Raw genomic sequence first — 25,488 nt, 5'->3', positions numbered from 1 at the left:
CTGGCACCACTCTCCTACGGGCCTGTCCCCCGCTGCGGGATCAGACCACACCCCGGATCGCAGGCTGTCCGTCTGGCGCCGTTCCCATTCCTGCGCATCACGTTTTCTTTGAAAAGTCCTCGACGCGACATAACGGCCTCGGTAATAGATACGTGCGCGATAGACCCGTGTGCCACCGGGACCGATACGTCCCTCAATCACCCTGCTTGCCAGCGTGATTCACGGCGAATGTCGAGCCACTCATCGACCTCGCGAGAATCCCATCGGAGCGCAGTTCCGATGCGGATTGCCGGTGGGCCATCGCCGCGCAGCCGCCAAGCACGGATGCAGCCCACGCTTACCGTTAGCCGCTCCGCCAACTCTTGGATCGTCAGCAACGTACCGAGGGGATGCCTATCATCCTGCGGCTTCGACTGTTTCGAAACCGCAGTCACCTTTGCCGGTATCTGGGATGCAGCCATCGTGGTCCTTTATTGCGGTATGCGATTAGTTGCGATCATCGGATACCACTTCGCTGTCTCGCTACCGCCGCAGCCAACTTTGCCCAAAATTGGGCTCATCTACGAAACCCGAAGTTTCCGCCCAGGGTTTTCGGGGCTTCCGCTACCGCACACGGGTACATGTCACCTTCGATACCAGTAAAGAAAATCCTCACGTGCGACGCGAGGTCGCGCATGGCGAGTGGACTCGCAGATTGGAGGCCGGTCATGCCGGGTGCGTAGTTCTCGATCAGTGTTCCAGATCGATCCCCGCCCTGGCGTGCGTCGACGGGCCGTGTCCGTGGGGGTGCGAAGCCCAGGGTAAAAGCCTAAGGGCCCCTGTTCCGTCTGGGGGAGCAACCGGGCGAGGGGAAGGCCGGACGGGTGAACGAAAGTGAACCCTCGATGATGCCTCGTTATTTCTAACCCTGGACGACGGGATGAATACCTGGGTGATAGGGCCTGGCCGCTGGAAGGGGCGGCAAGCGGCGACCGGGCAGTGAGGGCCGGTCGTGGGAACACCGCTGGCCTCGGGGTATAGGGGGCACCCACCCCGGCCGTGTCTCGTGTGCGTGGAACGTGGAAACCCCGTCGGGGTCCGGGCCGTCTTGGTCCGGTAGGCCGATCGCAAGAGGGGCGGAATCCCTCGGCGGGACAGGATGCCCAAGAAGCGGATGTCGGTGGCCGAAAGGCGACGGGACTCACGACAGCGTGGCTGCTGCTCCAGGCGGTCGTCGTGGGGAACCGACCGGATGCCGGCTTGTGCGGCCGGACTCGAAAGGGTGCTGACGTGGGCAGGTGAGCCTTTGAACACCGAGGCCGATGGCTTGGATGAACCGAAGGGGCAAGTTGGACACCATCGCGGTGAACGGACCCGAGGACGTCGCGCTCGACTGGGACGGCATTGACTGGCGTGCCCACGAGCAGAACGTAATCCGGTTGCGGCGCAGGATCTTCAAGGCGACGCGGGAGCAGGACTGGGCCACGGTCCGGTCGCTGCAGAAATTGATGCTGGGTTCCTGGTCGAACACGCTGGTCAGCGTGCGGCAGGTTACCCAGCGCAATGCTGGGCGTCGAACGGCCGGGATCGATGGGGAGGTTGCCCTGTCGCCGGAGGGGAGAGCGAACATGGCGGTGCGGGTGCATGACTCGCGGTCGTCGTGGGAGCCCTTGCCGGTTCGGCGCGTGTACATTCCGAAGGTTGGCGGCAAGCAGCGTCCGCTCGGTATTCCGGTGTTGATGGATCGGTGCCACCAGGCGCGGGTCCGCAACGCGCTGGAACCGGAGTGGGAAGCCCGGTTCGAAGCCCGCTCGTATGGGTTTCGGCCGGGACGCAGCTGCGCCGACGCAATTGGCGCCCTCTACATCACACTGAACGGGCCTCGCTCCCGACGGGTGTGGGTTCTGGATGCCGATCTGTCGGCCGCGTTCGACAGGATCGATCATGTCCGGCTGCTTGACGCGCTCGGCGGATTCCCCGCGCGGGAACTGATCGAGCGTTGGTTACGAGCCGGGGTGATCGAAAACAGACGGTTCGCGCCGACCGAGGAGGGTACTCCGCAGGGCGGCGTGATCAGTCCGTTGTTGATGAACGTGGCGCTGCACGGGCTGGAGGAGGCCGCCGGGGTCCGTTATCGTCGAACCGGTGTCAACGCCGGGACAACGGTTGCGGGAACCCCGATTCTGGTCAGGTATGCCGACGACTTCGCGGTCTGCTGTCATAGCCGGCAGCAGGCCGAGCAGGTCAAGGCGCAGCTTGCCCAATGGCTGGCGCCGAGGGGGCTGGTCTTCAACGAGGATAAGACACGCATCGTGCACCTCGAAGATGGCTTTGACTTTCTCGGTTTTAACCTGCGCCGATACCGGCGTGGTGGTCGGCCCGGCAAGTTGTTGATCACACCGAGCCAGGATGCGGTCAGGCGAATCCGGCGCAGGCTCGCCGACGAGGTACGCAGGATGCGTGGCTCCAACGCGATGGCCCTTATCGCCAGGCTCAACCCGATCATCCGGGGTTGGGCCGCCTACTACCGGGGGGTGGTGTCCAGCAAGGTGTTCGCGGCGCTGGACAGCCACGTGTGGTGTCTTACCTTTCGGTGGGCGCGCCGCACCCACCCCAATAAGTCGAGGAAGTGGGTCGTGCGCCGCTACTTCGGCAGGTTCAACCGGTTCAGGAATGACCGGTGGGTGTTCGGCGCCCGCGATCGGGTGCTTGACGATCGCGGGGGCATTGCCCACCTGATCAAGTTCTCTTGGACCGGAATCGTCCGGCACCGGCTGGTCGCGGGCGGGGCGTCTCCAGACGACCCCGACCTGACCCAGTACTGGGCCGTGCGGCGGCGAAAGATGTTGGCCCCGTTGGATAGCTACAACCTGCGCCTGCTCGCTGAGCAGGACGGGCGCTGTCCATTATGCGGGGACTACGTCCTTACCCCGGATCAGCCCCCGCAATCCCCGCACGAGTGGGGGCGCTGGTGGCTGAGCATCGTCAAACGGGCGATCGCCGCCGACTACCTCACCCATCACGGGCGAGGCGGCACGCCGGACGGAAACCGAACCCGCCTGGTACACACCTCATGCCACCGCCGCCTTCGGGCTCGCCGTGGCACGAGACCGGCACCCGCAACGCTCTCGGGGCTTGCTTGAGCCGTGTGCGGGGAAACTCGCTCGCGCGGTTCTGAGGGGGCCCCGGCGCAGCAATGCGCCGGGGCTACCCGACACGCCAGCGTCGACGACCATTGTCGACGACCATCGCGTCATCTTGTGGTCGCAGCACATTCCGCTAAGTCGAACTGACAGGATTGGGACCTGCGCCCACTTGACCCCCAGTCGGACATCGGTTGAATTTCGTTGTCGTGCAATGACTCTCAATGGGCTACGACCAGCAGAAACCGTCTCAAGTCGTCCCCCGTAGATTGCCCTTATTCGCACCTAGTTGACAAGGTTGTGACAACGTCGGCGCCAGGGCATGGGCTGTCGCATTGTCTGCACCGTTTGCTAACACACGTCTCGACGCAGCTCGGATCACTCGGGCCCCGAGTTCGATCCACTGGCGCCGCAAAACACGCTCCTGCATGCGTCAACGCACATGCTCCACCTCGAGTGCGTCGATCGTCAGCGTGGCGAGACGGTCCGTCTTGGTCGCGTTCTTGAACAGGCTCGCGGTGTATCCGCCGTACTCGGCTTCGCCCTTGTCCTTCATCGTGTGCAGAACCTTGGCCGTCAACTCGGTGGCCTGCGCGAGGGTCGGCGCCCAATCCGCCGCGTGGTCTTGGATCCCGGCCAGGTCCAGCTGGGCGAACACCATGTGGGCGATAAGGCGGTTCCCGTGGACCGCGTAGCCCTTGGTCCGATTGTCCAACCCAGTCCGCAGACGGTCGAGCTCTTGGTCTACGGCACGGAGGATCTGGACCGACCGCCAGACGCGCAGATGGTTGGTCTTGGCGTTGAACAGCGACTTGTACGGCGACTTGGTGGTGTCGTCCCACAGCCGGCTAACTTCGCGTTTCGCCTGCGTGGCCAAGCTCGCTGACTGGGCACAGGCCAAGGCCACCGCGGCCTCGCCGAACTCGCAGCCCTTGTCCGGCTCGGGGCGTGCCTCGCCGCTGCGGATCGCGTAGGTGAGGTTGTCGACGGAGAAGTCATCACGCAGGCGCGCCTGCTCCGGATCGAGACCGACGAAGTCTCGGCCGCCGATCACGTTCTGCGTGTTGGTCGCGCGGGTGACGCGCTTCCCGAAGTCCTCGGGGGCTGACTCCAGCGAGATGAACCGCACCATCACGCGCACCGAATCCAGCTCGGCCTGCTTGCCCTGGCGCAGGGCCCGGGCCAGCGTCCCGACGGTCTGGGCGCCGTTGACGACGCTGACTCCTTTGAGTCCGAACGTGCCCTGCCGGCGTTCGGGTCCGCCGGCCGGCGCCTTATCGATCGACTCGCAGAGGGCGGTGACGCCGTTGTTGAAGTACCAGAAGTTCTCGGGGGTGTCGACGATCGTCTCCAGGACGGAGTTGTTGACCTCGGAGTTCGGGAGGACCACTCGGACGTTGCGCGAGAGTAGGAAGTCCCCGTGGTCACGCAGCCACCCGGCGACCTCAGTTCCGCTCACGTGCCCGTAGACCGCGTCGGGTGGGCCTTCGAGCCGCCCCCAGTCGGAGAGTTCCACCGTGAGGTCGATTTGGCTGGACCGGGTCTCGTCGACCAGCAGCTTGTAGATGAACCCCTGGTTCGCATAACTGAAGACCGCGACCTCGGTCGGCTCGTTCAGCGTGGCGACGTAGTCGTCCATATGCCCGCGCACGTTGTCGGCGACTGCCGGCGTGCCCATCGACGCGAAGATGACTTCGATCCGCAGGTCGGTGTTCAGCAGAATGTCATCCAGTTCGGGGACCCGGGCGTTCACCTTGTCGTTGAAACGCGCCCAATTCATCGAGACCAGGTCGGCCAGGCCCTTCTGAAACTTCATCATGTCCTCCAGGGAGGCGCCCTTGGTGCCCGCGTCCGACCACTTCGACTGGACAACGTAGAGGCGGGGAGTCTCCGAGTCGACATACGCGATGGCGTCGATGCCGTTGTCATCCGGACCGTCGGTCACCGACCGTGCTGCGTCCTCGTCGCTCTGCCGCGCAACCTTGGTCAGGACGAATGCGGCGAGTGCACGGGTGAGTTGCGCTTGTTCGACGTGTTCCGCGCTGTGAGCGCCCAGATCGGAGACGTCGATGTGGGGGTAGGTCGTGTCCTTCAGCCGCCGCTTGATCTGCGCCACGTGCAAGTCGCCCACAGCCGACCCCTCGCTTTCCTGTACGGTTGACCCCGAAGTCTATTGGGATGCGCGGCCCTTCGACGCCGCTCTGGAGCTCGCGGCGCTGTTGCGCCGCGCATACACCTCAGAGGGGACGTCTTGTCGGCCCGCACGGCTACCCTGCTGCCGTGGCAGACAAGAGTGTGCAGGCCTTCTCGGTGGGCACGATCGAGGCTGTGGCCAAGGTCGTCGGCGAGCTCTACAGCGGGTCGGAGTTGACCCGGATCCTGGCGTCGGTGAACCTGCCGGACCCGCTCGGTGAGGGCATGACGAAGTGGAAGCGTCTCGCGGCGAGCATGCAGGAGCAGCAGTTCAACCAGCGAGACGGCCGGCCGATCCTCGCGCTCATCATCGCGGCGATGGCACCCGACCGCACCCTCGACCGCCGCGCCGCTGCCAGTGTCACGCGCGATGAGCTCACGCAGATCCTGTCGCTGTCCGGGTACGCCGTACGGTAGGACGGGCGCATCGGCAGGGCGACACGCACGACGACCGCATCGGAGGCCGCGGCCCGCAGCGAGCGGCTTCACAGGCTACTAACCGCTCGGGAAGCGCACTCCGAAGTGGTACGGCACTGCCGACCCGAGCTACTGCGGAAAGACTGCTACGAGGCAGTGTTCGAGGCCGTCAAAGGACTCGGGGCTCGCCTGCGGGAGAAATCGGGACTCGACGAGGACGGCCGAGCCCTTGTGCAGGCAGCGCTACGGGGAAAGCCACGCGTACTCCTCACGGACTGCGCGACAGTCACGGAGCGCAACGAACAGGAGGGTGTCGCGCTTCTGGCCGAAGGTCTCTTCGCGGCGTTCCGAAACCCCGCCGCGCACGAACCCCGTCTCGTCTGGGAGGTGTCGGAGCAGGACGCCCTCGACGTGTTGGGGACGCTGTCGATGATCCACCGCCGCCTCGACACGGCGCGTCTTGGTGGGACGACGGCGCCGTGACTGCCGGGGACCTCGCCACATAGGGGCCGGCAATGTCGCGCGTGGGCTCCATCGTGGTCCTACGTTTGCCCTGGACAGCAGTAACGAAACCGCTCACCACCTCAAATACAGGACGCAGCCCCTGACCCGCCTGGACGAAGCCAGATGCCTTCCGCTTTTCAGGCGGAGTTCGGGCCTACACCAATGTGTTTCAGCCGGTCAGATCAGACGCGCGACCGGCATTCGGACGTGTTGGATCAGTCGGTCTGGCTCGTTGGCCCCATATTGGCCCGGCCCCCCCCCCATGAGATGACCCAAATCGGCCGCAACTGACAGGCTGGATGCAGTGCAATTTTCTTGCGTGTGGTCCGATGGGCACCACGCGCGCATCCCGATCTGGGAGCAGTTTCACGGCGCCGGCTCAAGCATCAGGCCCCACGGCGTGGTGACGTTGGTGAGCGGTTCGGGCGGCGGGTCGGTGAGCGCGATGAGGTCTCCCGCCAAGCTCGCGGTGCCGCGGCCCTCGAAGAGTGCGACGCAAGCGTTGCCGTCCAGGCGGGACGGGAACCGGACGGCGCCGGCGCCTCGGTCAAAAAGGTCCGCGGCGATCGTCTGCGTGATGGCGCGGCGACTGGTGGTGATCTCGTGTAGATCGAGGTGCCGCAGGTCGTGCTCGAGCAGCAGTTCGACGTGGCGATGCTCGATCTCCTGGCGTGTGGGGACGTCGGTCAGGTCGATCAAGGGGCCATCGAGCTTGAGGACTGTGGGAACGAGGACGTGCTGTATGCGCCACTGCGCAGTGACCGGCTTCTCAGTGAAGTCTTGAGCGGCCTCGGGTCCGTAGCGCTCGACATGGCGGCGCAGTGCGCCGAGGTTCGGCCGGAAGTCGGCTAGCACCTCGCGGAGACACGTTTCGGCCGAGTCAGCGCAATAGAGCGTGCGGAAACGGCGGTGGACGTCGTCGAAACGGTGACTGAACTGGTACAGCTCTAGCGGAGTGAAGCCGAGCGGGTCAGCGTAATAGCCGACCCGCCACAGGGTTCGCCCTTGCTCGGGCGCCGCGATCACGACTGGAAGCTGGCGACCTGCCGTGCGGCCCGTACGACCATCGCGAACTCCGCGGTGTCGATCGCCGCACCGAGCACCTCGATCGGCGCGCGATCGTCCAAGCGCGTGTTGGTGCCAAACAGCCACGCCCGCGCCGTCTTGTCGTCGTAGGCGTCGACCAGCATCCTGACGACCTTGTAGCCCTCGCGTAACCGGCGCTCGGTCGCGCCGTGAGGTTCCGGGCCGCCATTGCGCGCGTAGCGACCGATTTGTTTGGCGTCAGCCAAGCCGGCCATCGCCGCCGCGACGCGTTGGCCGACAGCCTCTTGCAGATATGCGGCGATCTCGCGGATCGAAAGCGTCGCTGCCTCATCATCCAGCCGCTGCGCCGCAGGGACGGTCAAGACCGGCATATCGCACCTCCATATTGATCTACCCGAGACGTTACCATATAAGCGCCTGATAACACACCCATAAGCTACACCAGATAGCACACCAGGCGGCCCGACCTACGGTTCACGGTTGGAGAGGTCGAAACAGCATGTTCGCAGCAAAAATGCCGCCAACACGCCTCTCGCTGGCCACGATTCGACCTCTAAGGTATGAGCTAATGGGATCCGAACAGCGAGCTTCGCTCGATAGGTTCTTGTTCGGGGGACGCTGTTCACCGAGCCGCCGGTTGGTGAGCGTCGTTATGAGCTGAAGCGTTGGTCGACTTCTAAGGCTAGATCACGCCCCGGCCGGTGGTGAGGGTTCCTGTAGCACTGATGGGGTGGCGTGCCGCCGAGCACTTATCCATTAGCTTGTCGCCGGGTGCCCTTGGGCTCGAACATGTTTGATGACCAAGGAGGTGCTGATGATTTTTGTCGGTGACGATTGGGCGGAGGATCACCACGACGTTCATCTGATGGATGACACCGGGGCGCGGCTGGCTTCACGTCGATTACCCGAGGGACTTGCCGGGATCGGCGAGTTCCATCAACTCTTAGCCCGTCACGCCGAAGAACCAGAGCAGGTCGTGATCGGGATTGAAACCGACCGTGGGTTGTGGGTCGAGGCGCTCGTTGCGGCCGGCTACCAGGTGTATGCGATTAATCCGCTGGCAGCCGCCCGCTACCGCGACCGTCACCACGTATCAGGGGCCAAGTCCGATGCCGGGGACGCCAAACTCTTAGCCGATCTGGTGCGTACCGATCGACACAATCACCGCCGAGTCGCCGGTGACTCCGCTGATGTGGAGGCGGTCAAGATCTTGGCTCGGGCACATCAGAATTTGATCTGGACCCGCGTCCAGCACACCAATGCGCTGCGCTCGGCGCTGCGTGAGTATTACCCGGGCGCTCTGGAGGCCTTCGATGATCTGCACGACCGAGACGCGCTAGCGATCTTAGGCCGCGCACCCAGCCCGACCCAAGCTGCCGGCCTGAGTTTGTCGAAGATCCGGTCTGCACTCAAAGCCGCTGGGCGACAACGCAACCTCGACGTCCGTGCTCACGACATCCAAACCGCTCTACGAGCCGAACAGCTCGCCGCCCCAGCCGCCGTCACTGCTGCGTTCGCAGCCGGCACTCGTGCCATGGTCGGCATCATCGCCGAACTGAACCGCCAGATCAGCGACCTCGAGACCGAGTTGGCGACGCATTTTGAGACACACCCGGACGCCGACATCTACCGCTCCCTGCCAGGACTTGGTGTCATCCTCGGCGCCCGGGTGCTCGGTGAGTTCGGGGATGACCCGAACCGGTTCACCACCGCCAAGTGTCGCAAAAACTACGCCGGAACCTCACCGCTGACTGTCGCGTCGGGCAAGAAACGCGCCGTGCTGGCCCGCCACGTCCGCAACCGCCGGCTCTACGACGCAATCGACCAATGGGCGTTCTGCGCGCTGAACGCCAGCCCTGGCGCCCGCACCCACTACGACGCGCGCCGCACTGCCGGAGACTCCCACCACCAAGCACTACGAGCCCTCGGCAACCGGCTCGTCGGCGTCCTGCACGGCTGCCTACGCCACCGAACCCAATACGATGAACACAAAGCCTGGGCGCACCGTCAAATCCACCCCGACACTCAGGCCGCTTGACAACTACGAACCTGGGATGTCTAGCCGGTCGCGGTCTCCCCCGGTACGCGCGGTCTCATAGCTGCAGGCCACCGACGTTCAGCCGTCCGACCTGTCTCGCCCCGTCCCGCTCGTTCGCATCGGTTCCGCCGTGTTCGGTGTCCAAATCCGTGGCCAACCCGTTGAGCGACAAGGACAGTCGCCCCGCCGCCTCAGTCGCGTTTTTCATGGGTAATCGTCATTATCAATGATTAACAGCCTTGCATTCCGTATCAGGCGGTCCGCCAACATGTTTGGGGTCTATGGCTTGTAGTGTACCGCCCTCCAATGGCTCGGATAAGGCTCCACCGGACCGCCAGCCCGAAGGTGCTGGGGAACGGCCCGATCCGGTCAGGTTCTGGCAGGAGCCGTCCGACCCCGAGTTCGGCCTGTCGGGCATCGACGCGTGGCGTGTCCAGCTGGTGTGGGGCACAAATCTGCACAGCAGGATCTGACGGGGGCTCGCTAGGGTTTCGTCAGCGCCGGGCGCAGGCGCGTCGGTGAGATCTCGGCGCCCGCGGCAAGGTCGTCGACCAGCACTGCGGCCCAGCCGACCAGACCGTCGACGTCTACGAAGTGCGGCGCCGGATGATCCACCTCGCCCAGGTGACCGGACCCGCGCCGAAGCAGAGTGCTCGCACCGCCGAGGTTGCCGCGCTGGACGTGGGTGATGCCGACTGCGAGCTGGGCCAGGCCTTGCCATAGCGGTCTCTCGTCGTCGGGGCCGCTCTTCCACGCGGCCTCGAGCACCTCGTGCGCGTTGAACGCCAAGCCCCGGTTCAGTAGATCCTGCGCGTAGGCGAGCGACTGGATCGGTGGTAGTTCGAGATCGTCCGGGATGCGGGGCACGCCCTTGCTGCCCGGCGGAAGGAGTCGGCCCAGGGCGTCGCGGGGTCGGGTGTTGCGAGGTCGGCCGGATTCGTCGCGATCGCGTTCGGCCATGAGTTCATCATGACCCCAGCGGGTACTAGATCTCCTAACCAGGCCCCCTAGTTCGGGGACCTCGCCGTCGCCGACTGCGCTAGGAGGAATACGGAGAGGACAGGTGCCGTGACATGCCAAACCGCCTCAGCCACTACGTGGGAAGCATATCCTGCCAGGTTTTGGGCGCCGACGAGCTGACGAGGTTGGATTGCCGATACAGCTGCCGATCCGGACCGACATACCCACCGGTGCGCGGGTCGTAATGAACGACGGCCAACGATGGACCAGGCCTAGAATCGTTGCCGCCGAACGAACTCGGAGCCGCATGAGTCCCCTCGCCTGCCGGCCCGGCGGGCGGCGATGGAGCGTCGGGAACGTCAATCGGCGCGAGGGGCGGTAGCCCCGGCGGCTCCGCTTGGGGTGCGTTGGCCGCCGGCGGCGGGGCTGGGTTCGGGGCGCCGGCTGGTGCTCCCGGCGGCGGAAGCGGTCCTGCGGGTGGAAGCGGTCCCGGAGGCCGGGGCGTTCCCTCCACCGGTCCGAAGATCCTGTCGCGGTAGAAGCCGACCCGGTCGTCGGGCGGGATGCCCTGCGCGAGCAGGTTGGGATCCAGCGGGTAGGTGCCGAAGATATGCTGGCGCATCGCCAGCGGTTCGAATGGCTTGTCGCTGTTGCAGATCTCGACTGTCGGCGCGCGCTTTCCCGGGTGCCCCATACATGGGTAGTTGCGCGCGCCGCGAACCGCGATCGGCGAGTCCTGCGGCAGTTTGCAGTACAGCCCGTCGGGGGTATCGAGCGTGGTGGTGTCGGCTGGGGAACGCCATTGGCTGGGCGGGAGGAAACCGACCGTGCAGGCCGGCGGATCGTTGACGGTGATAGAGAAGTCGCTCTCGGCCATCCCGGTCGGGTTTTTATTACCAACAAGCGATTGGATAACGGCGGTGAACGGCGGTAGCAACACCAGTACTTGTTCCAGCGAAGCGTGGTAGGTGACGGCGATCTCGCCGACAGTGGTCAGATTGGCCAGCAGCACCGGCAGTGTCGGTTTGATTTGGTCGAGCAGCCGGGACACCTCGTTCAGCGCTGCGGGTCCCGTGTCCAGCAGGCTGCGCACCTGTGGGTCGTCGGTCACCACCTGCCCGGCGACTCCGGAAAGGCTGCGTGCCCATAGCCGGATCGCGTCGGTGGTCTGCGCTTGGGCGTCGAGAAACGGCGCGGTGTCCTCGGTAAGGGTTCGGGTGCGGTCGGCGACGCCGTTGAGATCACCGGAGAGCTGCGCTGACGAGTCGAGCAGCGAACCGAAATCGTAACCGGCCCCGTTGAATGCCTTGAAGGACTCGTCGAGCAGTCCGCTGAGCTTGCCCTTGGGGATGCTGTTGAGCAACGCTCTGGTCTGATCGAGCAGCGGGCCGACCGGCTGCGGGATCGTGGCGTCGCCCGCGGCGATGACTGAGCCGTCGTGCAGGTAGGGCGGCGAGCTGGTTCGCGGCCGTAAATCCACGTACTGTTCGCCGACCGCCGAGATGCTGCGCACCTCCGCTTGCAGGTCTGCCGGGATCTTCGGCGACGAGCCGAGAGAGAGTGTGGCTTTGGCGCCGCTGGAGGTCAACGTGACCGCGGTGACCTTGCCCACCTGCGCGCCGCGGTAGGTCACGTTGCTGAACCGGTAGAGGGCGCCGCCGTCGGGTAACTCCAGCGTGACCGTCATCCGCCCGATACCCAGCAGAATCGGCACCTGAATGTAGGAGTAGGCCAGCACGGCCACCCCGATGATCCCCGTGATCGTGAAGATCGCCAGTTGGATACGGACGAAACGGGTGAGCATCAGCTGGTCCCGTCCGCCGGTGGGATCGCGTACGGCGGCATCGGCGTTTGCGCGGGTCCCCTCTCGGCCGGGTCCGGTGGGCCCAATAGCGGCCGCGGTGGCGGTGGCACCGGTGGCGGTGCGCCCGGTGGTGGTAGCGGCAGCGGTACGGCCGGTACCGGGGCGGGCGCCGCGGTGGGCGTCAGCGGGGCACCGACAGGTGGCGCCACCGGCCCGGGAGCTGACGGGTGAAGCGGATCGGGCGTGTACTGGTACTGCAGGTATCCGGGGTCCCCGGGTGCCGGCACCTGTTCGGCGCCCAACCGTCCCCAGTGGGTGCCCAGCAGCACGCTCTTCCTGAGCCGGGCGTTCGTCAGGTCGAGGGTGAAGAACCCGTTAACGTAGTCGCCTCGGATGTCGCGGTCGATGACGTTTTGGTTGAACGGGTATGTCGGCGCGTACGCGAGGACCGCGTCGAGATCCGGCCCGACGTCGGCGAGCGCACGGATCGTCGGCTCGAGGTTTTTCAGGTTCTTGACCAGATCGGCACCCGCGTCGTTGACCAGCCTGGTGGCGGTGTCGCTGAACACGCGCAGTTTGTCCAGGGCGGTGATGATGCGGGGCCGCTCGCTGATCAGCACATCCAGCGCGGGCGGTATCTTGCGCAGCGCTTCGGTGATGACGTCGCGTTGCCCGGCCAACGCGCCGGCCAGCCGGTTCAGTCCGTGTATCGAGGCGACGAGGCTGCCGCGTTGTTCGTCGAGGGTGCCCACGAACTTGTCGAGGCGCTCAAGCAGGTCGCGCACAGCGCTTTGATGCCCGGACAACGCGGAGTTGAAGTTGTGGATGATGTCGCCGATCTGTCCCAGTCCTCCGGCGTTGAGGACGACGGACAGCGACGACAGTGTCTGCTCGGTCGATGGATAGGTCGACGACTTGTTGAGCGGGATGGTCGCGCCCGGTTTGAGTCGTCCACTGCCCGGCTGGCCGGGCGGCGGATTGAGTTCCAGATGCATCGATCCCAGCAGGCTGGTCTGGCCGACACTGGCCACCACGTTGGCGGGCACGACGACATCACGCTTCACCGAGATCTCAACGTCGGCATGCCAGGCTTTCACCGCCATTTTGCCGACGCTGCCCACCACGACGTCGTTGATCAACACCGGCGAATTCGGTTCCATCGTACCGACATTCGTGATCTCGACGTGAAAGATGTCAGCGCCCGTTCCGCGTCCGACCGCCCCGGGCAGCGGAAGCGAGTTCACCCCGTTGAACGTGCATCCTGTCGCCGCGAGCATGACGGAGCAGACGATGCCCAGCACCCGTTGCGCCAGCACCCGGGGGGTCACGGCTGCGTCCCTTCGGCCGGCAACAGGCCCGGGATGTTTGCCGGCGACGGTGGGGGCGGCGATTGGCCGGGCTTGGTCGGCGCTGGTGGTTCGGGCATTGCCGCTCCCGGTATCCGTCCCGGCGGCGGTGGTGGCGGTATCTCGGGAATCTCGCCCGGCAGCCCAGTATAGGCGGACACCGCGGGCGGCAGCTCGGGCGGACCGGCCTTGGGGCCCTCGCCGCCGGGTGCCAGCCGCTGCTCGGTGTAGACGATGTTGTGCTTGTCCGCCGAGGGCGCCAAAAAGGGGTTAATCGAAATAGGGAGTTCGTTGAAGTTGAACAGCGACAAGGGGTTGAACACCCGCAGCGCCGGGCTGAGATACAGGCTGCACAGCTTGCCCGATTCCGTTGCGGTGACGTTCTCGATGGCCCCGAGCTGCGAGCAGTACGCGTTAACCGGGTTGGTGAAGTTGGGGACCGTAAACGCTCCCTTGATGGATCCCGTGTCGGGGTTGTAGTCGTTGTAGCCGTTCGCGAGCGCGTTCGGCGTGACGTGCAGGACGTTTTCCAGCGCCATGTGGTTATCGACCAGCACCTGGGTGAGGTCGGCCAACCGCTGAATCTGCTCGGAGGTCTGGTCACGACTTCCCGCGATGAACCGCTGCACCTCGGCTGGCGTTTGAGGCTGAGGAAATCATCGACGAGACGGGCGGCTGGGCTCAACATCAGTCGGATCCGGGCATGTACACCGACACCCTGAACTATGCGGTGTACGGCGAAGTTTCGTCGAAGCTTGTCTTGGCTCATCGGGTCGCGTTGGATGTGCTCGACAAAAGGGTCTGCTGCACGGAAAGGTGGCAGGTCAAGATGTCACCTATTCGTGCAGCAGACCCAACCGAGCGCACGGACGCACGCTGGCGCGGGCGATCCATGCCGCAGACCTTCACGCACAGCGGCATATCGCGCTCGTGCAGCCCGAGCTCGTCCAGCCCCAATGGCACCGTCAGCCAGCGGACCAATGCGTAGCGGTGCGGCCGCACGCAAATTCCGCTGCCCCGCGGTAGATGTAGAAGGCCGTACCCGTCCGTGCCGATGGCGCCGGTGAAAAAATCGCAGTCGTCTGGCCCGGGCCGTCACCACGTGTGAATCGAACGGGGGCACTCGTCGGCGTGCACCGCGGGATCGACCCACAGCGCCGCAGCCGCGCCCTCGCCTCGCACGCCCTCACGTTAAGCACTTCCACGGACACTGACCGGAAGCGGCGCGGCCCCTGCCGTGAGCGCCGCGCCCTCTTGTGCGCTCTGCGGCACGTCAGTCGCGGCACTGGGCGCACCTAGCGCATCCGGCGGCGCGACCGTTTGTGCGCCCGCCGATTTCAGCACCGCGCGCACCTCGCTGACTTTGACGCCGGCCAGCTCGGCGATCGCGGTCAGCGTTTCCCCGCGGTCCAGCATTCGCGACACCGCCGTCGCGCCCGCCTGGCGGTGTTCGTGACGGCGCCGCTCGCCCTCTGCGCGAATCTCGACAACGCGGCCCTGCTCCCACTCGTCGACCGCCGCCAGCCGACCCAGCTCGACCAGAAACGACGCCGCGTCATCGACGTTCTCCCGCTCACGTTGCAACCGAGCCTCGTTCGCGCGGGCCTGCGCTTCGCGAACCTTTTTGCGCGTTTCGGTTTTCGAGCTGATATTCGCCATGACCGCACCATACGACGCGGTCAACCCGCGTCTCTACCATCACCCACAACATCGCCCTGTCCCCATTTGTCCCCATCCCCCGTTTCCCAGTCCCCCACTGCACCAGTACAACCCGACTCACGTCCAAGCGCCTCCCACCAGAGACCACCGCCACCAACCGTTTTCGACCAGCCCACGAACCACACACCTCTTGCATTAAGGTCACGAACCGGTAACGCCATTTCGTCCGTACGGAATTGCGGTAGCATGTCAACATGTCTGAGCGGTCTGTCTGTCCGCGCTGTCATGGGCAGCTGCCGGCTCCCGAAGGTAAAGGTCGTCGACGCTTGTGGTGCTCGCAAAAGTGTCGCCGGGCCGCCTACGAGGAACGCCGAGCTGCTCGCTCCGGAGCGATCGGGTTGCGGGTCGAGCGCGTTGTGGAGCGGGTCGAAAAGCCGGTGTGGTGCGTGGAGTATCGCGACCGCGTCGTTGAGGTAATTCCACCGCCACCAGACCCGACCCAGGCGGCCGCGATCGTCCTTACGTCGCCGCGCGCGTGCCGCGTGGTGCTCGACAGCTTGACCGACGCCGCAACCCTGGGCACCTTGCATCGCAGTGAGCACGGTGCCACCGTTCGCGCGGCCGCGCGCCTGTTGACGGCGCTTCGGGAAGCCGGGCTGTTGACCTAGTCACCGGGGCTACGGCCCGCGCCCGCGGTGCAGCGCCCCACGCCTCGGGGCGCGGCCGCGCTGACGCGCGTCCTCCTGACCTATCGCCCTCGCGGCGCGCAGCGACCTAGTCAGCGTGCGCGGCCGCGGTTCGCCGATGCGGCCGCGCCGTCAACGAAGCGGCGGACATCAGACAGTCGGAGGTGGCGTGCCCTCGCGTACCGCGTGACTATCCGCGATCAAGTTATTTCCGAGGCATTGGTAGATCGCCTCCCGCAGTGTCTCTTACGCTGCGGCCATGCAACTTCAGCGCGAGCACACACAAACATCCAGCGGCCGATGCCTAGAACTGCCGTGCGGTCGCTCGTGCGCGTTTACACAGCTTCGTGGCGCTCCGACGAAGGGCTGAAAGCGATGGGACGCAAAAGTCGCCACAAGCTCGAGCGCAGGCTTGCCCAATTGCAATCGACTCCCAAACAAGTTCAGCGTGCGACGCTAAAGGCCCAACGACGCGCCGGGAGCGTTCCACCGACCGTCGAAGCCTATGAGCGCGTCGCTGCAAGCGGCCCGACACGACTTATTGAGGCACTCATTGGCCGCCACCGGACTCGGATCGACAATCTTGATGCGGTTGCTCAACTTTCGATGAACCACAGCCGTGGGCCTCTGGTGTCGGTGTGCCAATTGGATGCGATCTTTATCCGCCAAGGTCATCAGCTCAGCCAGCATTCGCCGCCGCATGAGAGCCCATGGCCTACGCACCTGTCCTGGAGTTTGGAAAGCACCATCGCGGCACTGCGCTTAATGCTGGCCGGCCAAACCATCGGCGCAGCAATCATTTTGCGGCAGCAACTCGGCCGATGGACACTACTGCTGGCGCGGGCTGGACCTGTCGTGCAGCGTCGCGGCGAGCCGATCGAGTCGTTTATCGCCAGAGCATGGACGCAGCGCGCGATGGATATGCTCGGCCGATATACCTTTGACATCGCACTTGGTGACAGGTTCGATGACGTCGACGACCACCCACGCACGACGGGTGCCATCAACACCGATCATGAGCATGTATCAATCGACGAACGGCCCCTATGCCCTGCCTACGTGTACCACACACTGTGTGAGCTCATCGACGGACAACACGCTGATCAACGGGTCGAGTGCCAGGTTGTGCGCGACCTCGACGCCGAGCCCTTACCGACCGATACAAATGGTCCGGCCGACATTCTGTTAGATGCGTTGGCGCTGTGCATGATTCAGATGCGACTGGCCGCAGTTACGACGTACGCCGTCTCCACAGACCGCGAGACGATGCGCGGCATGTCTCTGGTATCGCCGCCGCCCGAGCGAAGCCCCGGCCAGCACCCCTCGCAAACCCCAGTACCCGTTACCAAGTCGGTGCCCACCCGACTGCCGCCAGCCCTTGTGTCGCTGGTTGACCGCGAGTTTGCCGCCTTCGACGCTATCGCCGAGCTTGGGCCGCTCTACACCGACTACCACACCGCGCTTGCCGACGGACACACCGCGCAGCGATGGACACCCCAGCAACTCGCCGAACTCACCTTTGCCGCGCATCGGTTCTCACGGCTCCTAATCACCTCCAACGCCCGCGACCAAGACCGCCAAATCTCAGATCAGCGTCTCAAGATCCACCAACACCTCACCCCCGGGCCCCCTTACATCTTGACCGCGGAGTTCGCAGCGTTGTGCGCGCTGTGGAACCCGTCCCGACCCGAGATCGCCGCCCCAGCGACACGGATCTCCTCGACGCTGCTCGCCGGATACTGGCTCTGGATCGAAGAAGACGACCGCGCCATGGCCATACTGCGATGCACACTGCACCAAACAGCTCGACTGCGCACATGGCACCTCCACCCCGACTCCGCGCAAGCATTGCAGTCCAGGTCTGCGACCACCCCGCCCCGCTGGATCACCATGGCTGGCTGGTCGAAATTCCACCCGCTTGATCGCGCCCTATTCGAGTTCGCTCACGCCAACCGAGAAAGCCGCCTCGACGCCGCAACAATCTTGAACGATCACCGCAACGATCCCGAAAGCCCCGTAGCGCAACGGCTAGCCCGACAGACAGCTCTGGACACAGTCACCGTACTCGCCGCAGCCGAAACACTCAGAGTTGTTGCTGCACAACAATCACCAGCTATAGCCGACACCATGCGCGAAGCGCTAAGTCAGCGCGGACTCGACGTACCGCCCAACCCGGTCCGCTGGCCGGCCCCGCGCTGATCGCAACACGACACGCCAGCGGTCGCTGCGGACGTTCTGCGCCGGATGGGAGCGTTAACCGTGGCAACCCTGACGAGTTGCGGGCGCCGGGTTAACCGCCGTGGAACCGTAGCGACGGGCCGTTCGGCGGCGGTTCATCCATTGTTGCAAGACCGCCGAACCCCAGCTCGTCGAGGGCCCGGATCACTTCGCTTGACGGGATGCCGTGATAAAACGACGGGGCATGGACCTTGGCCTTCAAATCTTTGACCTCGCCTCCGAGGCGGTCGATCCGTTCCTCGGGTGTGGCAGGCGATGGCGGTTCGTAGCCCGCGGCGCCGGCGCGGGACGTGTGCAAACTGTCCTCGACCACCAGGCCGATGACTCGACCGTCGTGCGCGACGATGGGCCCACCGCTATTACCCGGCCGCGCAATCGCCGAATATAGGAACGTCTTCTGCCGGGACATTGTCTCCGACGCCGGATTGACCACCTCACCGCGCTGCACGGTAATGACCATTTCGGCAAGCATCGGCACGTGCGGATAGCCGAATAGGTAGACGTCATCGGCCCACGCCGGATCGCGGAACGCCATTCCCGCGAGCCGCGGCATGCCTTTGCCCGCCGCCGCCCGAATTTCGATAACTGCGACGTCGATTTTCTCGTGCGCGTGGACGACAAACTCGCAAGCCACCTGTTCGCCGCCGCTGGTCGACGGCGTTACTGCGGGGGACGTGCCCGGCGCCAGCGCGGCTACGACATGCTTGTTGGTGACGATGTGCGTCGGGTCGAGTACCAGCCCGCTGCCCCAGCGGGGGTCGCCGGCGGCGTCGGTGCCGGCGATTTGGACGGTCGCCGCGTTGTAGCTCCGAATGATTAGCTCGGCGCCGAAAACTTCCGATAGCCATAGGTACCCGCCCACCTGGCCGGGCGACGCGCCACCCTGCGTGAGGTATCGCTCGGCCATCAGCGGGATGTTGGCCGTGCCGCATGGCAATAGGAATGTAGCCCGCTCCATCGCGCGGACGATTCGGGTCAGCGCGACGACGTTCCCGGCATCGCGAAGCCCACGGGTATGGAGATACTTCGAAAAGTCCGCAACCGTCCAGGCATCGAAATTCGTCGGATGAACCGTCTTACCGATCGCCGCGGCGACGACCGGATCGTGAGGCATCTTGAAGAACCCGTGCGCGCCAACCGCCACCGCCACCCGCCAGTCGAGCGTGCCGGGCTCTAGGTCTGCGGGCGTGGGCTGCTGTGGCGACGCGTCGTTGCCACCGCCCGCGTTGTCGGTGGTGTTAACCGTCACGGCACCAACGCTATCGACGGCCGCGCCGGAGCAGGTACCTCGACATGCCCGGGCGGGCGTTCGCCCTAAGCGAATATGCGCGGCGGCAGGTTCTGCCACCACGTCGCACCATAGGCGTCATACCGCCGACCGCTGGCGAACTGCGTCTGAAGGAATGTCACAGTGTCGGCATACGGCGCGGTATAGCGCGAGTATCCACCCTCCCCGGTCACGTTGGGGATTGAACCGGGAACCGTACCGGCTCAACAAGCAGCGCCTCATCGAGCTGGCCTCCGAATCTGCGCGCGCCCTCATCCGATAGAGGGTCTCTATGAGCGGCGGTGTAACGGAAGCATTCCCCGGACCAGGCCGTCGTACCGCGAGCCTCGACGCGCTGAACAAGCCCCTCGTCGAGGGCTTGGCTCACACGAATACCCCTTCAGCCATGGCGTCTATGAGGGCTAAGACACGCTGATACTTACCGTCCCGCACAAGGTCGGCCGGCTTACGGTGCTTCAGCAGTCGATTCGGCGCGAACATCCACACATTCGCTTGGTCGCGCGGAAGTACTTCGGCGAGCGCATCGGCAACGTAGGCCAGCTCGATCAGGCGCTGCTTGTTGAGCCGTTGCGGGACCACCTGACCTGCAGTCCACCGCGCCACGGAGCGCGGCGACGCATCGACGATCCCCCCGACCTCCTCATACGTCAGCCCCAGACGATCGATCGCGCCGGACACCGTCGCGGCGAGCGCATTCACAGCCATGAGCCTGTCTTCCTTTTGTCATCCATTATGTCATGTAGTATGACATGAAATTAGCCCTCAACGCGAGGAACAACCGGCGCATCGAGATCTAACCAGATCCGCGCTTTTTCTCTTGGCGCTCTTGGTATTTCAGAAAACCGTCGACCGCCTGAGGCGTTACCCCGAGCTGCCGCGCAATCCAGGATGTGCCCCGCCCTAACCCGATCAGCCGTCGCGCTGCATCGCGGCGCCGCCGACGGGCCACACTAATCTCGGCGGTCAGCCGCTCCATATCGGCGTGAGCGGCCAGCAGCGCAGCCAGGGCGCGCCCTTCGTCATCCACACCACCGATTGTTTCAGGCCGCCTTGAAACCGCTCAACCAGTATCGCGCAGAAAATTCACGCCGGGATCAGCCGTCCTGCCCGCCGCGGCCAACACACCGTTGAGTAGGTCCTCCAGCTCGACGGCGCTGTAGCGGGTGGTGCAGCGCGGCGACAGCCATAAGCCCGCCAACCGGCCGGCCGGATCGAGCGACACCACCACGTCCTGCCCACCGACCCACTCGACGTTCGCTGGCGCACTGGTGAGCAGCGCCTCGACTCGCTTCACCCGCGCCAGCACCTGTCCGGTCAGCCTGTCGTACTCCTCCCCCGAAGGCTGCAACGCATCCTCGGCGGTCGAGGCCATGCCGGTCTGACGTTGCCGACGTCGACTACCGCAGCACGTGGCGACAAAGCGAGCATAGACAGCCAGTTCATGCTGTGCCCGAAGATTTTGCGAGACCTGAAACATCATGGTCGCCAACACGTTCACACACACAACGTCGTTCGCGAGTTCAGCCGACGACAAACACATCGCCGCCGGCGAGAACCCGACCGACGCCGTCCGGCCATCGCATCCAACCCGAACCCGAACAACGCCACCAGGACTCGCCGCCTCTACAAAGCGACCAGCTGCCGCCATTTGAAGACCTCCAAGTTTCAAGGCTATCTTGAAGCTTGGACAATACGCTGCCCACTACCGCATTTCAAGGCCATCTTGAAAGGCGGTCGAAAAGCGACGTCAGCGTGACTCAATCTCCCAATTGCGGTTGCTTCCGGCTCATCATCACAGACAGCCTGGCGAATCCCGACGCAGCATCGCGACCGCCTCCCCGTACACCGGCGGTAATCCCGCCAGCACGGCTGCACGCTGCTCCGGGCCAATGCAGCCTGTAGCCAGCATCCTCATCCACTCCCCTAAAACGCCCGCATCTTGTTGCGGTGTACGCGGCACGCCCTGCTGTCCATTCCCTGTGAGCATGGATCCGTACATAATGGCCACTACGATCTTGTACGCCTCCTCAAGAGCAGTGACCGCCTCTGCCGCCAACCGCGTCATGGACTCCACGAACATTTCCCACGCGGGTACACCACCGATCTCCGGCGGCAAAAACTGCGGTGCGTCAACGACTTCTGCCGCCCACTGCGCCTGCTCGCGATGCAGCCAGCCCAATTCCTTATATCCAGCCGTGAAGAGGCTGTCGTGTATCTCGCGGTCCCGCGCGACCGCGGTCGGATCCGCCCACGGCTCTGCCGACCGGTCGCGCACGCGCTCCGGCTCGAGAACGCAGACAGCGTGGAACTCACGCAGCGACGCAGCCCAATTAAGGGCCGCCATACGCATTGCGAAGGCCAAACTCTGCAGCTGGAAGCGAAGCTCCAAAAGCCGCTCAACCGCAGCCGGCGCAACCTCAACACACTGTTGGGCCCTATCCGCGTTTCCAATCGTCGCTATCACAACCCACAACGCCGCCGACTCGACACCGGCGACCAACCTCTGATGACGTGAGCCAAGCGATGCCAGCTGATCACAGCTACGATCCATACCTCTCACCGACCGCGGCCGTCTTCGACCACCCGTACGAGTGGTTCCGCAATCCGCACGAAGTCGTCCTGATCGGCGAACACAGCCGCCGCATAAAGCATGTCCGCCCACACCGCCCCGCCGGTGACGAGCTGCTTGTCACGGGCCGGACCAGAAAGCCCCCAAACCATTTCCATCGCACGGGCAACCTGCCACTGCCCCCGGTAGAGCTCGCGCGCGCCCGTGTCGGCCGTGGCCGGATCGGGCCGGCCAGCGCTGGTGTTCACAAAGCACACGAGCATCTGAAGCCCATAGTCGTCCCACACCTTGTCCTTTGAGCAATCCTCCACACCCGTGCGATTCCATAGCTCCCGCAACAGAGGCGGCACCTCCACGCCCTTTCTAGCTGCAGTTGTGACGGCATCCATCATCTTTGCCGCCATCGACACCGTGATCTGATTGTCGATCTCCCGCGTCTCGGGCTCCGTGCTGGCAAGCCGCGCAACCCGCAGATAAATCTCGGGTTGCAGCGCTTCGAGTCTGTGCTGATGCAGATCATCAAGAACCGGTTCGCGGTACTCCTCGTTCATGCTGCGAGGCGCACTCACCCCGTACTCCACACCGGGTCCGCGGCCATAGACACTGTTCTTGGTTACGCCCAGCGCGACCAGCCGCGAGCCTTGTCGAGCCCGAAGCTTGCCGTATTCCACCAGCACCTGGGCGGGATCTTTACAGCCAAACCAGTGATCGCGGAACTCATTGTCGACCAGCTTGTCTGACGCCAGCACCCGAGCCGACCGCGGCAAGAAAACTCCCCACGGTATGTAGCCGAAACCCTCGTTGGAGGTCACCACGCACTCAGTCGCGCCGCCAGCTTCGCTGCGGAAAATCCCGACCGCCCACTCGATGCACGGATACTTCGCGCCGTCACAATCCCGACGCAGCTTGAGCGCCAACGCTTTCGCGGCGGCTAACTCCGCTGACTCGGTTGGTCCACGTGAGCTCGCACCGCAACCGGCGACCGTACTTGCCGGCACCAGCACCGCCCCTGCCGAACCCGCGCCTGAAGGTGATGCACCGACCGACCCCATCGATCCACTGGAAGGGATAGCACTGCCGGCGGGTGACAGCACCGGCGCGCCAGGACCCGCCGCTACCGGAGCCCCCATCCCTGGAGCAGGAACCATCATCGAAGCAGGTGCTGCACCCGCCATGCCCGAAGATCCTGCACCGGACGCGGACGCCGCTGCAGCGGCGCCCGGGCCAGACCCCGCAGGCGCCGCCGCGCCCGGCCCGCTCAAAGCTGCCGCGGGCGGAACCGACGCTGTCCCCGGCGCGGATGTACCGCTACCGGTCGCCGGCGGCAACGACAGAGCTGATCCGGTATTTGGCCCAGCTGCCACGCCTTGAGTGAACCCTGTTGCCGCACCACCGATCTGACTTGTCTGCGCAGTAGTCGAAGAACCACCGCCAGGCACACCACTGAGGCCTGCGGCCTGCGCCCCAGCTGGCATCGACGTCACGCCGCTCGCTGGACCTAGTCCTCCCAATCCTGCGCCTCCGCTGGACATCGGGCTGAGCCCGAGGCCGCCAGCCGACGACAACCCGCTCCCACCGAGGCCGCCGCTACCGGCGGGAGCGAGCCCCGCAGGCAGCGCTCCCAAAGCAGCATCCATCGAGGCGCGCTGGTCCTCACCATCAGGTTGCGACGTGGGCGCGCTTGCATCGTCAGCGATCGTCTTCTTTCTGCGCTGCTCTTCACCGCTAGGTTCGGCCGCAGCCGCGTCACCAGTTTCGTGTGACGTTTTTGGGGCGCGTTGAGCGGCTCCTCCGGGTCCAGGATCGTCGGTCTCCGACTCCGCGGGAGCCGGCGCAGCCGGCGGTGGTGCTGTTGGCGCGCCTCGTCCTACGATCCCGGCCACCAACGGCGTGACAGCTTCAGTTGCTTTTCCGTGGTGGGCGACGACAGCGACCGCGAACTCGGCATGCGTAGCCATCGCCCGGGCGCGAGCCCCGTCGATGATGGCTTCTCTGGCCGACGGCGGCGAAGCCGCGATTTCCTGATGAGCTTGGAATTCGATCGCTTTCAGGCGATCGATCAGCTCGTATCCTCGTTCAGCTGCCTGTTTGGCAGCCTTCGCGATCGCCTCCCGGATAGCGGCGTGATTGTCGTGGTCTACCGCGAGCTCTCGATGCACGGTGATCAGAGCTTCGCGCGTTGCACCCTGACTCGTTTCTGACAGCCGTTGGGCCGCCACTCGATACGTATCAGCCGCAGACTCGGACTCCTGGCAAGCATCGCAAAAACTGGTTGCCGCGCTAGCCGCTGCCTCGTGGGTAGTGGGCCACAACTCCGGGGGAATGATCTCGTCGGTGTACGGACCCGTCTTCTGAATCGCTGCCACGAGCGCCTACATCCCACACGAGGCTTTAATCTTGTTGGCAGCGGTCATCGATCGAGTCGCCGCGGCATTAGCTTCGATGTCAGCGCCAGGCTGCGCATCTGCAGCAGCGACGTCCACGATCGCCTCCAGGTATTCGTTAATCGGTGCGGCAACATCCTGGGGCGTAGAGACAGGGAGATGTTGGCGAAGCCAAGAGACTTCGACGGCATTCACAGCCTCTGCTTGCGCCAATGCGTTTGCCGTTATGAGGTTTTCCCTCTCGGAGGGAGAGTTGATGAATGGCTTCCGCGCGGTGTTGACCGCGATTGCGACCGCCCGCCACCTGTCACAGGCGTCTTTCCTCGCCGCGACAGCTTGATCAGTGCTTGCCTCGGTTGAGCGTGCCGGGGCAGTGGACGAGGGTCGAGTGCCATTCGACGGCGACGAGGATCGCGACAAAGCCACCCCGGCCATCGTTGCCGCTGCGGTCGCCAGGATAAGTGCTGCTATCGCGACCAGTGACGGCCATCGCACCTTTGGGGCGCCCGGGATTCTGGCACCGTGCGGCGCCGCGTCCGATGGTTGCAGTGGATTCGTCACAACGCTCCGAGGAGCTTTTCGTTGTCGTTGTTCATCGTTGCCAATTCACCCAGACCTGCCACCGCCCGAGATGCCACCGCCTGGCCTCGCGTGCTCACCGCGGAGGCCACAGCGTTGTCCGTCGATCCCGCCCAGGCCAGCAACGCCGATACCGCACCATCAAATGCGTTCTCGCTCTTCGCGGCCGGATCGGTAACAGAGTGCACCTCCACACCCGCAGCTTGCCTAGTAATCGCGGCTGCCGCAGGTGGGTCTATCGACAACCTCGATGCGTCAGTCATCCTGACCCGCTCGCGCACGTTGCAAGATGTGTGGGGGTACCGGAATGCCATGTTGCTGCCCGAATTCCACAGCTTCTCGCGCGTTATGGACAGCAGCGGCGGCTGCCCGCGCCCTTACCGCTTCGGCGGCATCGGCCACCTGTTCCCTAACTGATTGATTCGCCGCTTCGACCTCTGCCCACATTGAGCCTGGCGGTAGACCCGGGGCCAGTCTCATCGGTGGCGACGCCGCCGCGACCTTGGCGCCGAGGTCCGACAGAGCGATCGTTGCATCCATGAAATCAGTTGCGGCGCGGTCATCCCGCGCGTCAGCCGACTTTCCGGCTTGCTCGTTCTCATCAGTCATGACCGTCAGGATAAGAATCGATCGCGCAAATTTCTACTGGGACCG

At 64.7% G+C, this 25,488-nt stretch carries 28 protein-coding genes and 1 pseudogene; 10 read left to right on the top strand and 19 right to left on the bottom strand.

The features are described from left to right. Positions 1–197 precede the first annotated feature (197 nt). Entirely contained in the window at positions 198–461 is a 264-nt protein-coding gene (locus M5I08_RS26475) for a helix-turn-helix transcriptional regulator (protein WP_219069899.1), read from the bottom strand. A gap of 849 nt (positions 462–1,310) precedes the next feature. Here M5I08_RS26475 and ltrA point away from each other — a divergent pair. After that, positions 1,311–3,122: a group II intron reverse transcriptase/maturase gene (gene ltrA / locus M5I08_RS02630; RefSeq protein WP_219070869.1), complete on the top strand. Its 1,812-nt coding sequence runs from the start codon at positions 1,311–1,313 to the stop codon at positions 3,120–3,122. Positions 3,123–3,555: 433 nt separating this feature from the next. Here the strand turns inward: ltrA and M5I08_RS02625 are convergent, their stop codons facing one another. Then, entirely contained in the window at positions 3,556–5,253 is a 1,698-nt protein-coding gene (locus M5I08_RS02625) for an AIPR family protein (protein WP_219068438.1), read from the bottom strand. 149 nt (positions 5,254–5,402) lie between these two features. On the opposite strand from M5I08_RS02625, the gene M5I08_RS02620 reads away from it, so the two are divergent. Together M5I08_RS02620 and M5I08_RS02615 are read left to right on the top strand one after the other, a co-directional pair. Then, positions 5,403–5,732, top strand: a complete 330-nt coding sequence (locus tag M5I08_RS02620; protein ID WP_249763073.1) for a hypothetical protein — start codon at positions 5,403–5,405, stop codon at positions 5,730–5,732. A 105-nt stretch (positions 5,733–5,837) separates the two neighbouring features. Continuing rightward, entirely contained in the window at positions 5,838–6,215 is a 378-nt protein-coding gene (locus M5I08_RS02615) for a TIGR02391 family protein (RefSeq protein WP_249763072.1), read from the top strand. 387 nt (positions 6,216–6,602) lie between these two features. Here the strand turns inward: M5I08_RS02615 and M5I08_RS02610 are convergent, their stop codons facing one another. After that, the gene (locus tag M5I08_RS02610) at positions 6,603–7,262 is read right to left on the bottom strand and encodes an RES family NAD+ phosphorylase (RefSeq protein ID WP_219068437.1); all 660 of its coding nucleotides are present in this window, start codon (positions 7,260–7,262) and stop codon (positions 6,603–6,605) included. Then, a complete protein-coding gene (locus M5I08_RS02605) occupies positions 7,259–7,654 on the bottom strand; it encodes an XRE family transcriptional regulator (protein ID WP_219068436.1) in 396 nt (131 codons plus the stop codon). The genes M5I08_RS02610 and M5I08_RS02605 overlap by 4 nt, the downstream gene beginning before the upstream one ends. A gap of 443 nt (positions 7,655–8,097) precedes the next feature. On the opposite strand from M5I08_RS02605, the gene M5I08_RS02600 reads away from it, so the two are divergent. Then, entirely contained in the window at positions 8,098–9,321 is a 1,224-nt protein-coding gene (locus M5I08_RS02600) for an IS110 family RNA-guided transposase (RefSeq protein ID WP_219068445.1), read from the top strand. Between the two features lie 55 nt (positions 9,322–9,376). Here the strand turns inward: M5I08_RS02600 and M5I08_RS02595 are convergent, their stop codons facing one another. Further along, positions 9,377–9,529, bottom strand: a complete 153-nt coding sequence (locus M5I08_RS02595; protein ID WP_219068435.1) for a hypothetical protein — start codon at positions 9,527–9,529, stop codon at positions 9,377–9,379. Positions 9,530–9,602: 73 nt separating this feature from the next. On the opposite strand from M5I08_RS02595, the gene M5I08_RS02590 reads away from it, so the two are divergent. Next, entirely contained in the window at positions 9,603–9,794 is a 192-nt protein-coding gene (locus M5I08_RS02590) for a hypothetical protein (RefSeq protein WP_219068434.1), read from the top strand. A gap of 10 nt (positions 9,795–9,804) precedes the next feature. On the opposite strand, the gene M5I08_RS02585 is transcribed toward M5I08_RS02590, so the two are convergent. The 4 genes from M5I08_RS02585 to M5I08_RS02570 all read right to left on the bottom strand — a co-directional run bounded on the left by M5I08_RS02585 (position 9,805) and on the right by M5I08_RS02570 (position 14,060). Next, positions 9,805–10,281, bottom strand: a complete 477-nt coding sequence (locus M5I08_RS02585; RefSeq protein ID WP_219068433.1) for a DUF309 domain-containing protein — start codon at positions 10,279–10,281, stop codon at positions 9,805–9,807. A 133-nt stretch (positions 10,282–10,414) separates the two neighbouring features. Continuing rightward, the gene (locus M5I08_RS02580) at positions 10,415–12,085 is read right to left on the bottom strand and encodes an MCE family protein (RefSeq protein ID WP_219068432.1); all 1,671 of its coding nucleotides are present in this window, start codon (positions 12,083–12,085) and stop codon (positions 10,415–10,417) included. Then, positions 12,085–13,362 (bottom strand): MCE family protein, encoded by a 1,278-nt coding sequence (locus M5I08_RS02575; protein WP_219068444.1) that lies wholly within the window; start codon positions 13,360–13,362, stop codon positions 12,085–12,087. Before M5I08_RS02575 ends, M5I08_RS02580 begins: the two co-directional genes overlap by 1 nt. Positions 13,363–13,409: 47 nt before the next feature. Continuing rightward, positions 13,410–14,060 (bottom strand): hypothetical protein, encoded by a 651-nt coding sequence (locus M5I08_RS02570; protein ID WP_307728237.1) that lies wholly within the window; start codon positions 14,058–14,060, stop codon positions 13,410–13,412. Between the two features lie 74 nt (positions 14,061–14,134). On the opposite strand from M5I08_RS02570, the gene M5I08_RS02565 reads away from it, so the two are divergent. Beyond that, the gene (locus M5I08_RS02565) at positions 14,135–14,419 is read left to right on the top strand and encodes a hypothetical protein (protein WP_219068431.1); all 285 of its coding nucleotides are present in this window, start codon (positions 14,135–14,137) and stop codon (positions 14,417–14,419) included. Between the two features lie 203 nt (positions 14,420–14,622). On the opposite strand, the gene M5I08_RS02560 is transcribed toward M5I08_RS02565, so the two are convergent. Beyond that, complete coding sequence (locus tag M5I08_RS02560; RefSeq protein ID WP_249763071.1) at positions 14,623–15,090, bottom strand: hypothetical protein; 468 nt, start codon at positions 15,088–15,090, stop codon at positions 14,623–14,625. 254 nt (positions 15,091–15,344) lie between these two features. Between M5I08_RS02560 and M5I08_RS02555 the strand changes: the two genes are divergently transcribed. Then, positions 15,345–15,758, top strand: coding sequence for a hypothetical protein (locus M5I08_RS02555; protein ID WP_219068430.1), 414 nt, complete (start codon positions 15,345–15,347; stop codon positions 15,756–15,758). Positions 15,759–16,421: 663 nt separating this feature from the next. Further along, positions 16,422–17,975, top strand: a complete 1,554-nt coding sequence (locus tag M5I08_RS02550) for a hypothetical protein (protein WP_249763070.1) — start codon at positions 16,422–16,424, stop codon at positions 17,973–17,975. Positions 17,976–18,066: 91 nt separating this feature from the next. Here the strand turns inward: M5I08_RS02550 and M5I08_RS02545 are convergent, their stop codons facing one another. The 7 genes and pseudogenes from M5I08_RS02545 to M5I08_RS02515 form a co-directional block, all read right to left on the bottom strand. After that, positions 18,067–19,128 carry a S1 family peptidase gene (locus M5I08_RS02545; RefSeq protein ID WP_219068443.1) on the bottom strand — a complete coding sequence of 354 codons (1,062 nt, stop codon included), beginning with the start codon at positions 19,126–19,128 and terminating at the stop codon, positions 18,067–18,069. Positions 19,129–19,510: 382 nt separating this feature from the next. After that, positions 19,511–19,669 (bottom strand): annotated as a pseudogene (locus M5I08_RS02540) (hypothetical protein); the annotation flags it as partial. Continuing rightward, positions 19,666–20,007, bottom strand: coding sequence for an antitoxin Xre/MbcA/ParS toxin-binding domain-containing protein (locus tag M5I08_RS02535; protein ID WP_219068428.1), 342 nt, complete (start codon positions 20,005–20,007; stop codon positions 19,666–19,668). The gene M5I08_RS02535 and the pseudogene M5I08_RS02540, both read right to left, overlap by 4 nt. 88 nt (positions 20,008–20,095) lie before the next feature. Further along, positions 20,096–20,329, bottom strand: a complete 234-nt coding sequence (locus M5I08_RS02530; RefSeq protein WP_249763068.1) for a LuxR family transcriptional regulator — start codon at positions 20,327–20,329, stop codon at positions 20,096–20,098. A gap of 33 nt (positions 20,330–20,362) precedes the next feature. Beyond that, positions 20,363–20,674, bottom strand: a complete 312-nt coding sequence (locus M5I08_RS02525; RefSeq protein ID WP_249763067.1) for a hypothetical protein — start codon at positions 20,672–20,674, stop codon at positions 20,363–20,365. A 420-nt stretch (positions 20,675–21,094) separates the two neighbouring features. Then, a complete protein-coding gene (locus M5I08_RS02520) occupies positions 21,095–21,802 on the bottom strand; it encodes a hypothetical protein (protein ID WP_249763066.1) in 708 nt (235 codons plus the stop codon). A 56-nt stretch (positions 21,803–21,858) separates the two neighbouring features. Continuing rightward, positions 21,859–22,788 carry an EspK C-terminal domain-containing protein gene (locus tag M5I08_RS02515; RefSeq protein WP_219068425.1) on the bottom strand — a complete coding sequence of 310 codons (930 nt, stop codon included), beginning with the start codon at positions 22,786–22,788 and terminating at the stop codon, positions 21,859–21,861. Between the two features lie 242 nt (positions 22,789–23,030). Here M5I08_RS02515 and M5I08_RS02510 point away from each other — a divergent pair, with 242 nt between their 5' ends. Both M5I08_RS02510 and M5I08_RS02505 read left to right on the top strand, forming a co-directional pair. Next, positions 23,031–23,246 carry a hypothetical protein gene (locus M5I08_RS02510; RefSeq protein ID WP_249763065.1) on the top strand — a complete coding sequence of 72 codons (216 nt, stop codon included), beginning with the start codon at positions 23,031–23,033 and terminating at the stop codon, positions 23,244–23,246. Positions 23,247–23,787: 541 nt separating this feature from the next. Further along, positions 23,788–24,072 (top strand): hypothetical protein, encoded by a 285-nt coding sequence (locus M5I08_RS02505; protein WP_219068423.1) that lies wholly within the window; start codon positions 23,788–23,790, stop codon positions 24,070–24,072. Between the two features lie 740 nt (positions 24,073–24,812). Here M5I08_RS02505 and M5I08_RS02500 read toward each other — a convergent pair. Next, entirely contained in the window at positions 24,813–25,028 is a 216-nt protein-coding gene (locus M5I08_RS02500; protein ID WP_249763064.1) for a hypothetical protein, read from the bottom strand. A gap of 61 nt (positions 25,029–25,089) precedes the next feature. After that, positions 25,090–25,443 carry a hypothetical protein gene (locus tag M5I08_RS02495; RefSeq protein WP_219068421.1) on the bottom strand — a complete coding sequence of 118 codons (354 nt, stop codon included), beginning with the start codon at positions 25,441–25,443 and terminating at the stop codon, positions 25,090–25,092. Positions 25,444–25,488: the final 45 nt, after the last annotated feature.

This window comes from Candidatus Mycobacterium methanotrophicum (assembly GCF_023515995.1).
In the GTDB taxonomy this organism is placed as follows: Bacteria; Actinomycetota; Actinomycetes; order Mycobacteriales; family Mycobacteriaceae; genus Mycobacterium; species Mycobacterium methanotrophicum.
Note: the sequence above shows the minus strand (reverse complement) of the source record. Positions and strands in the feature narration are given on the sequence as shown.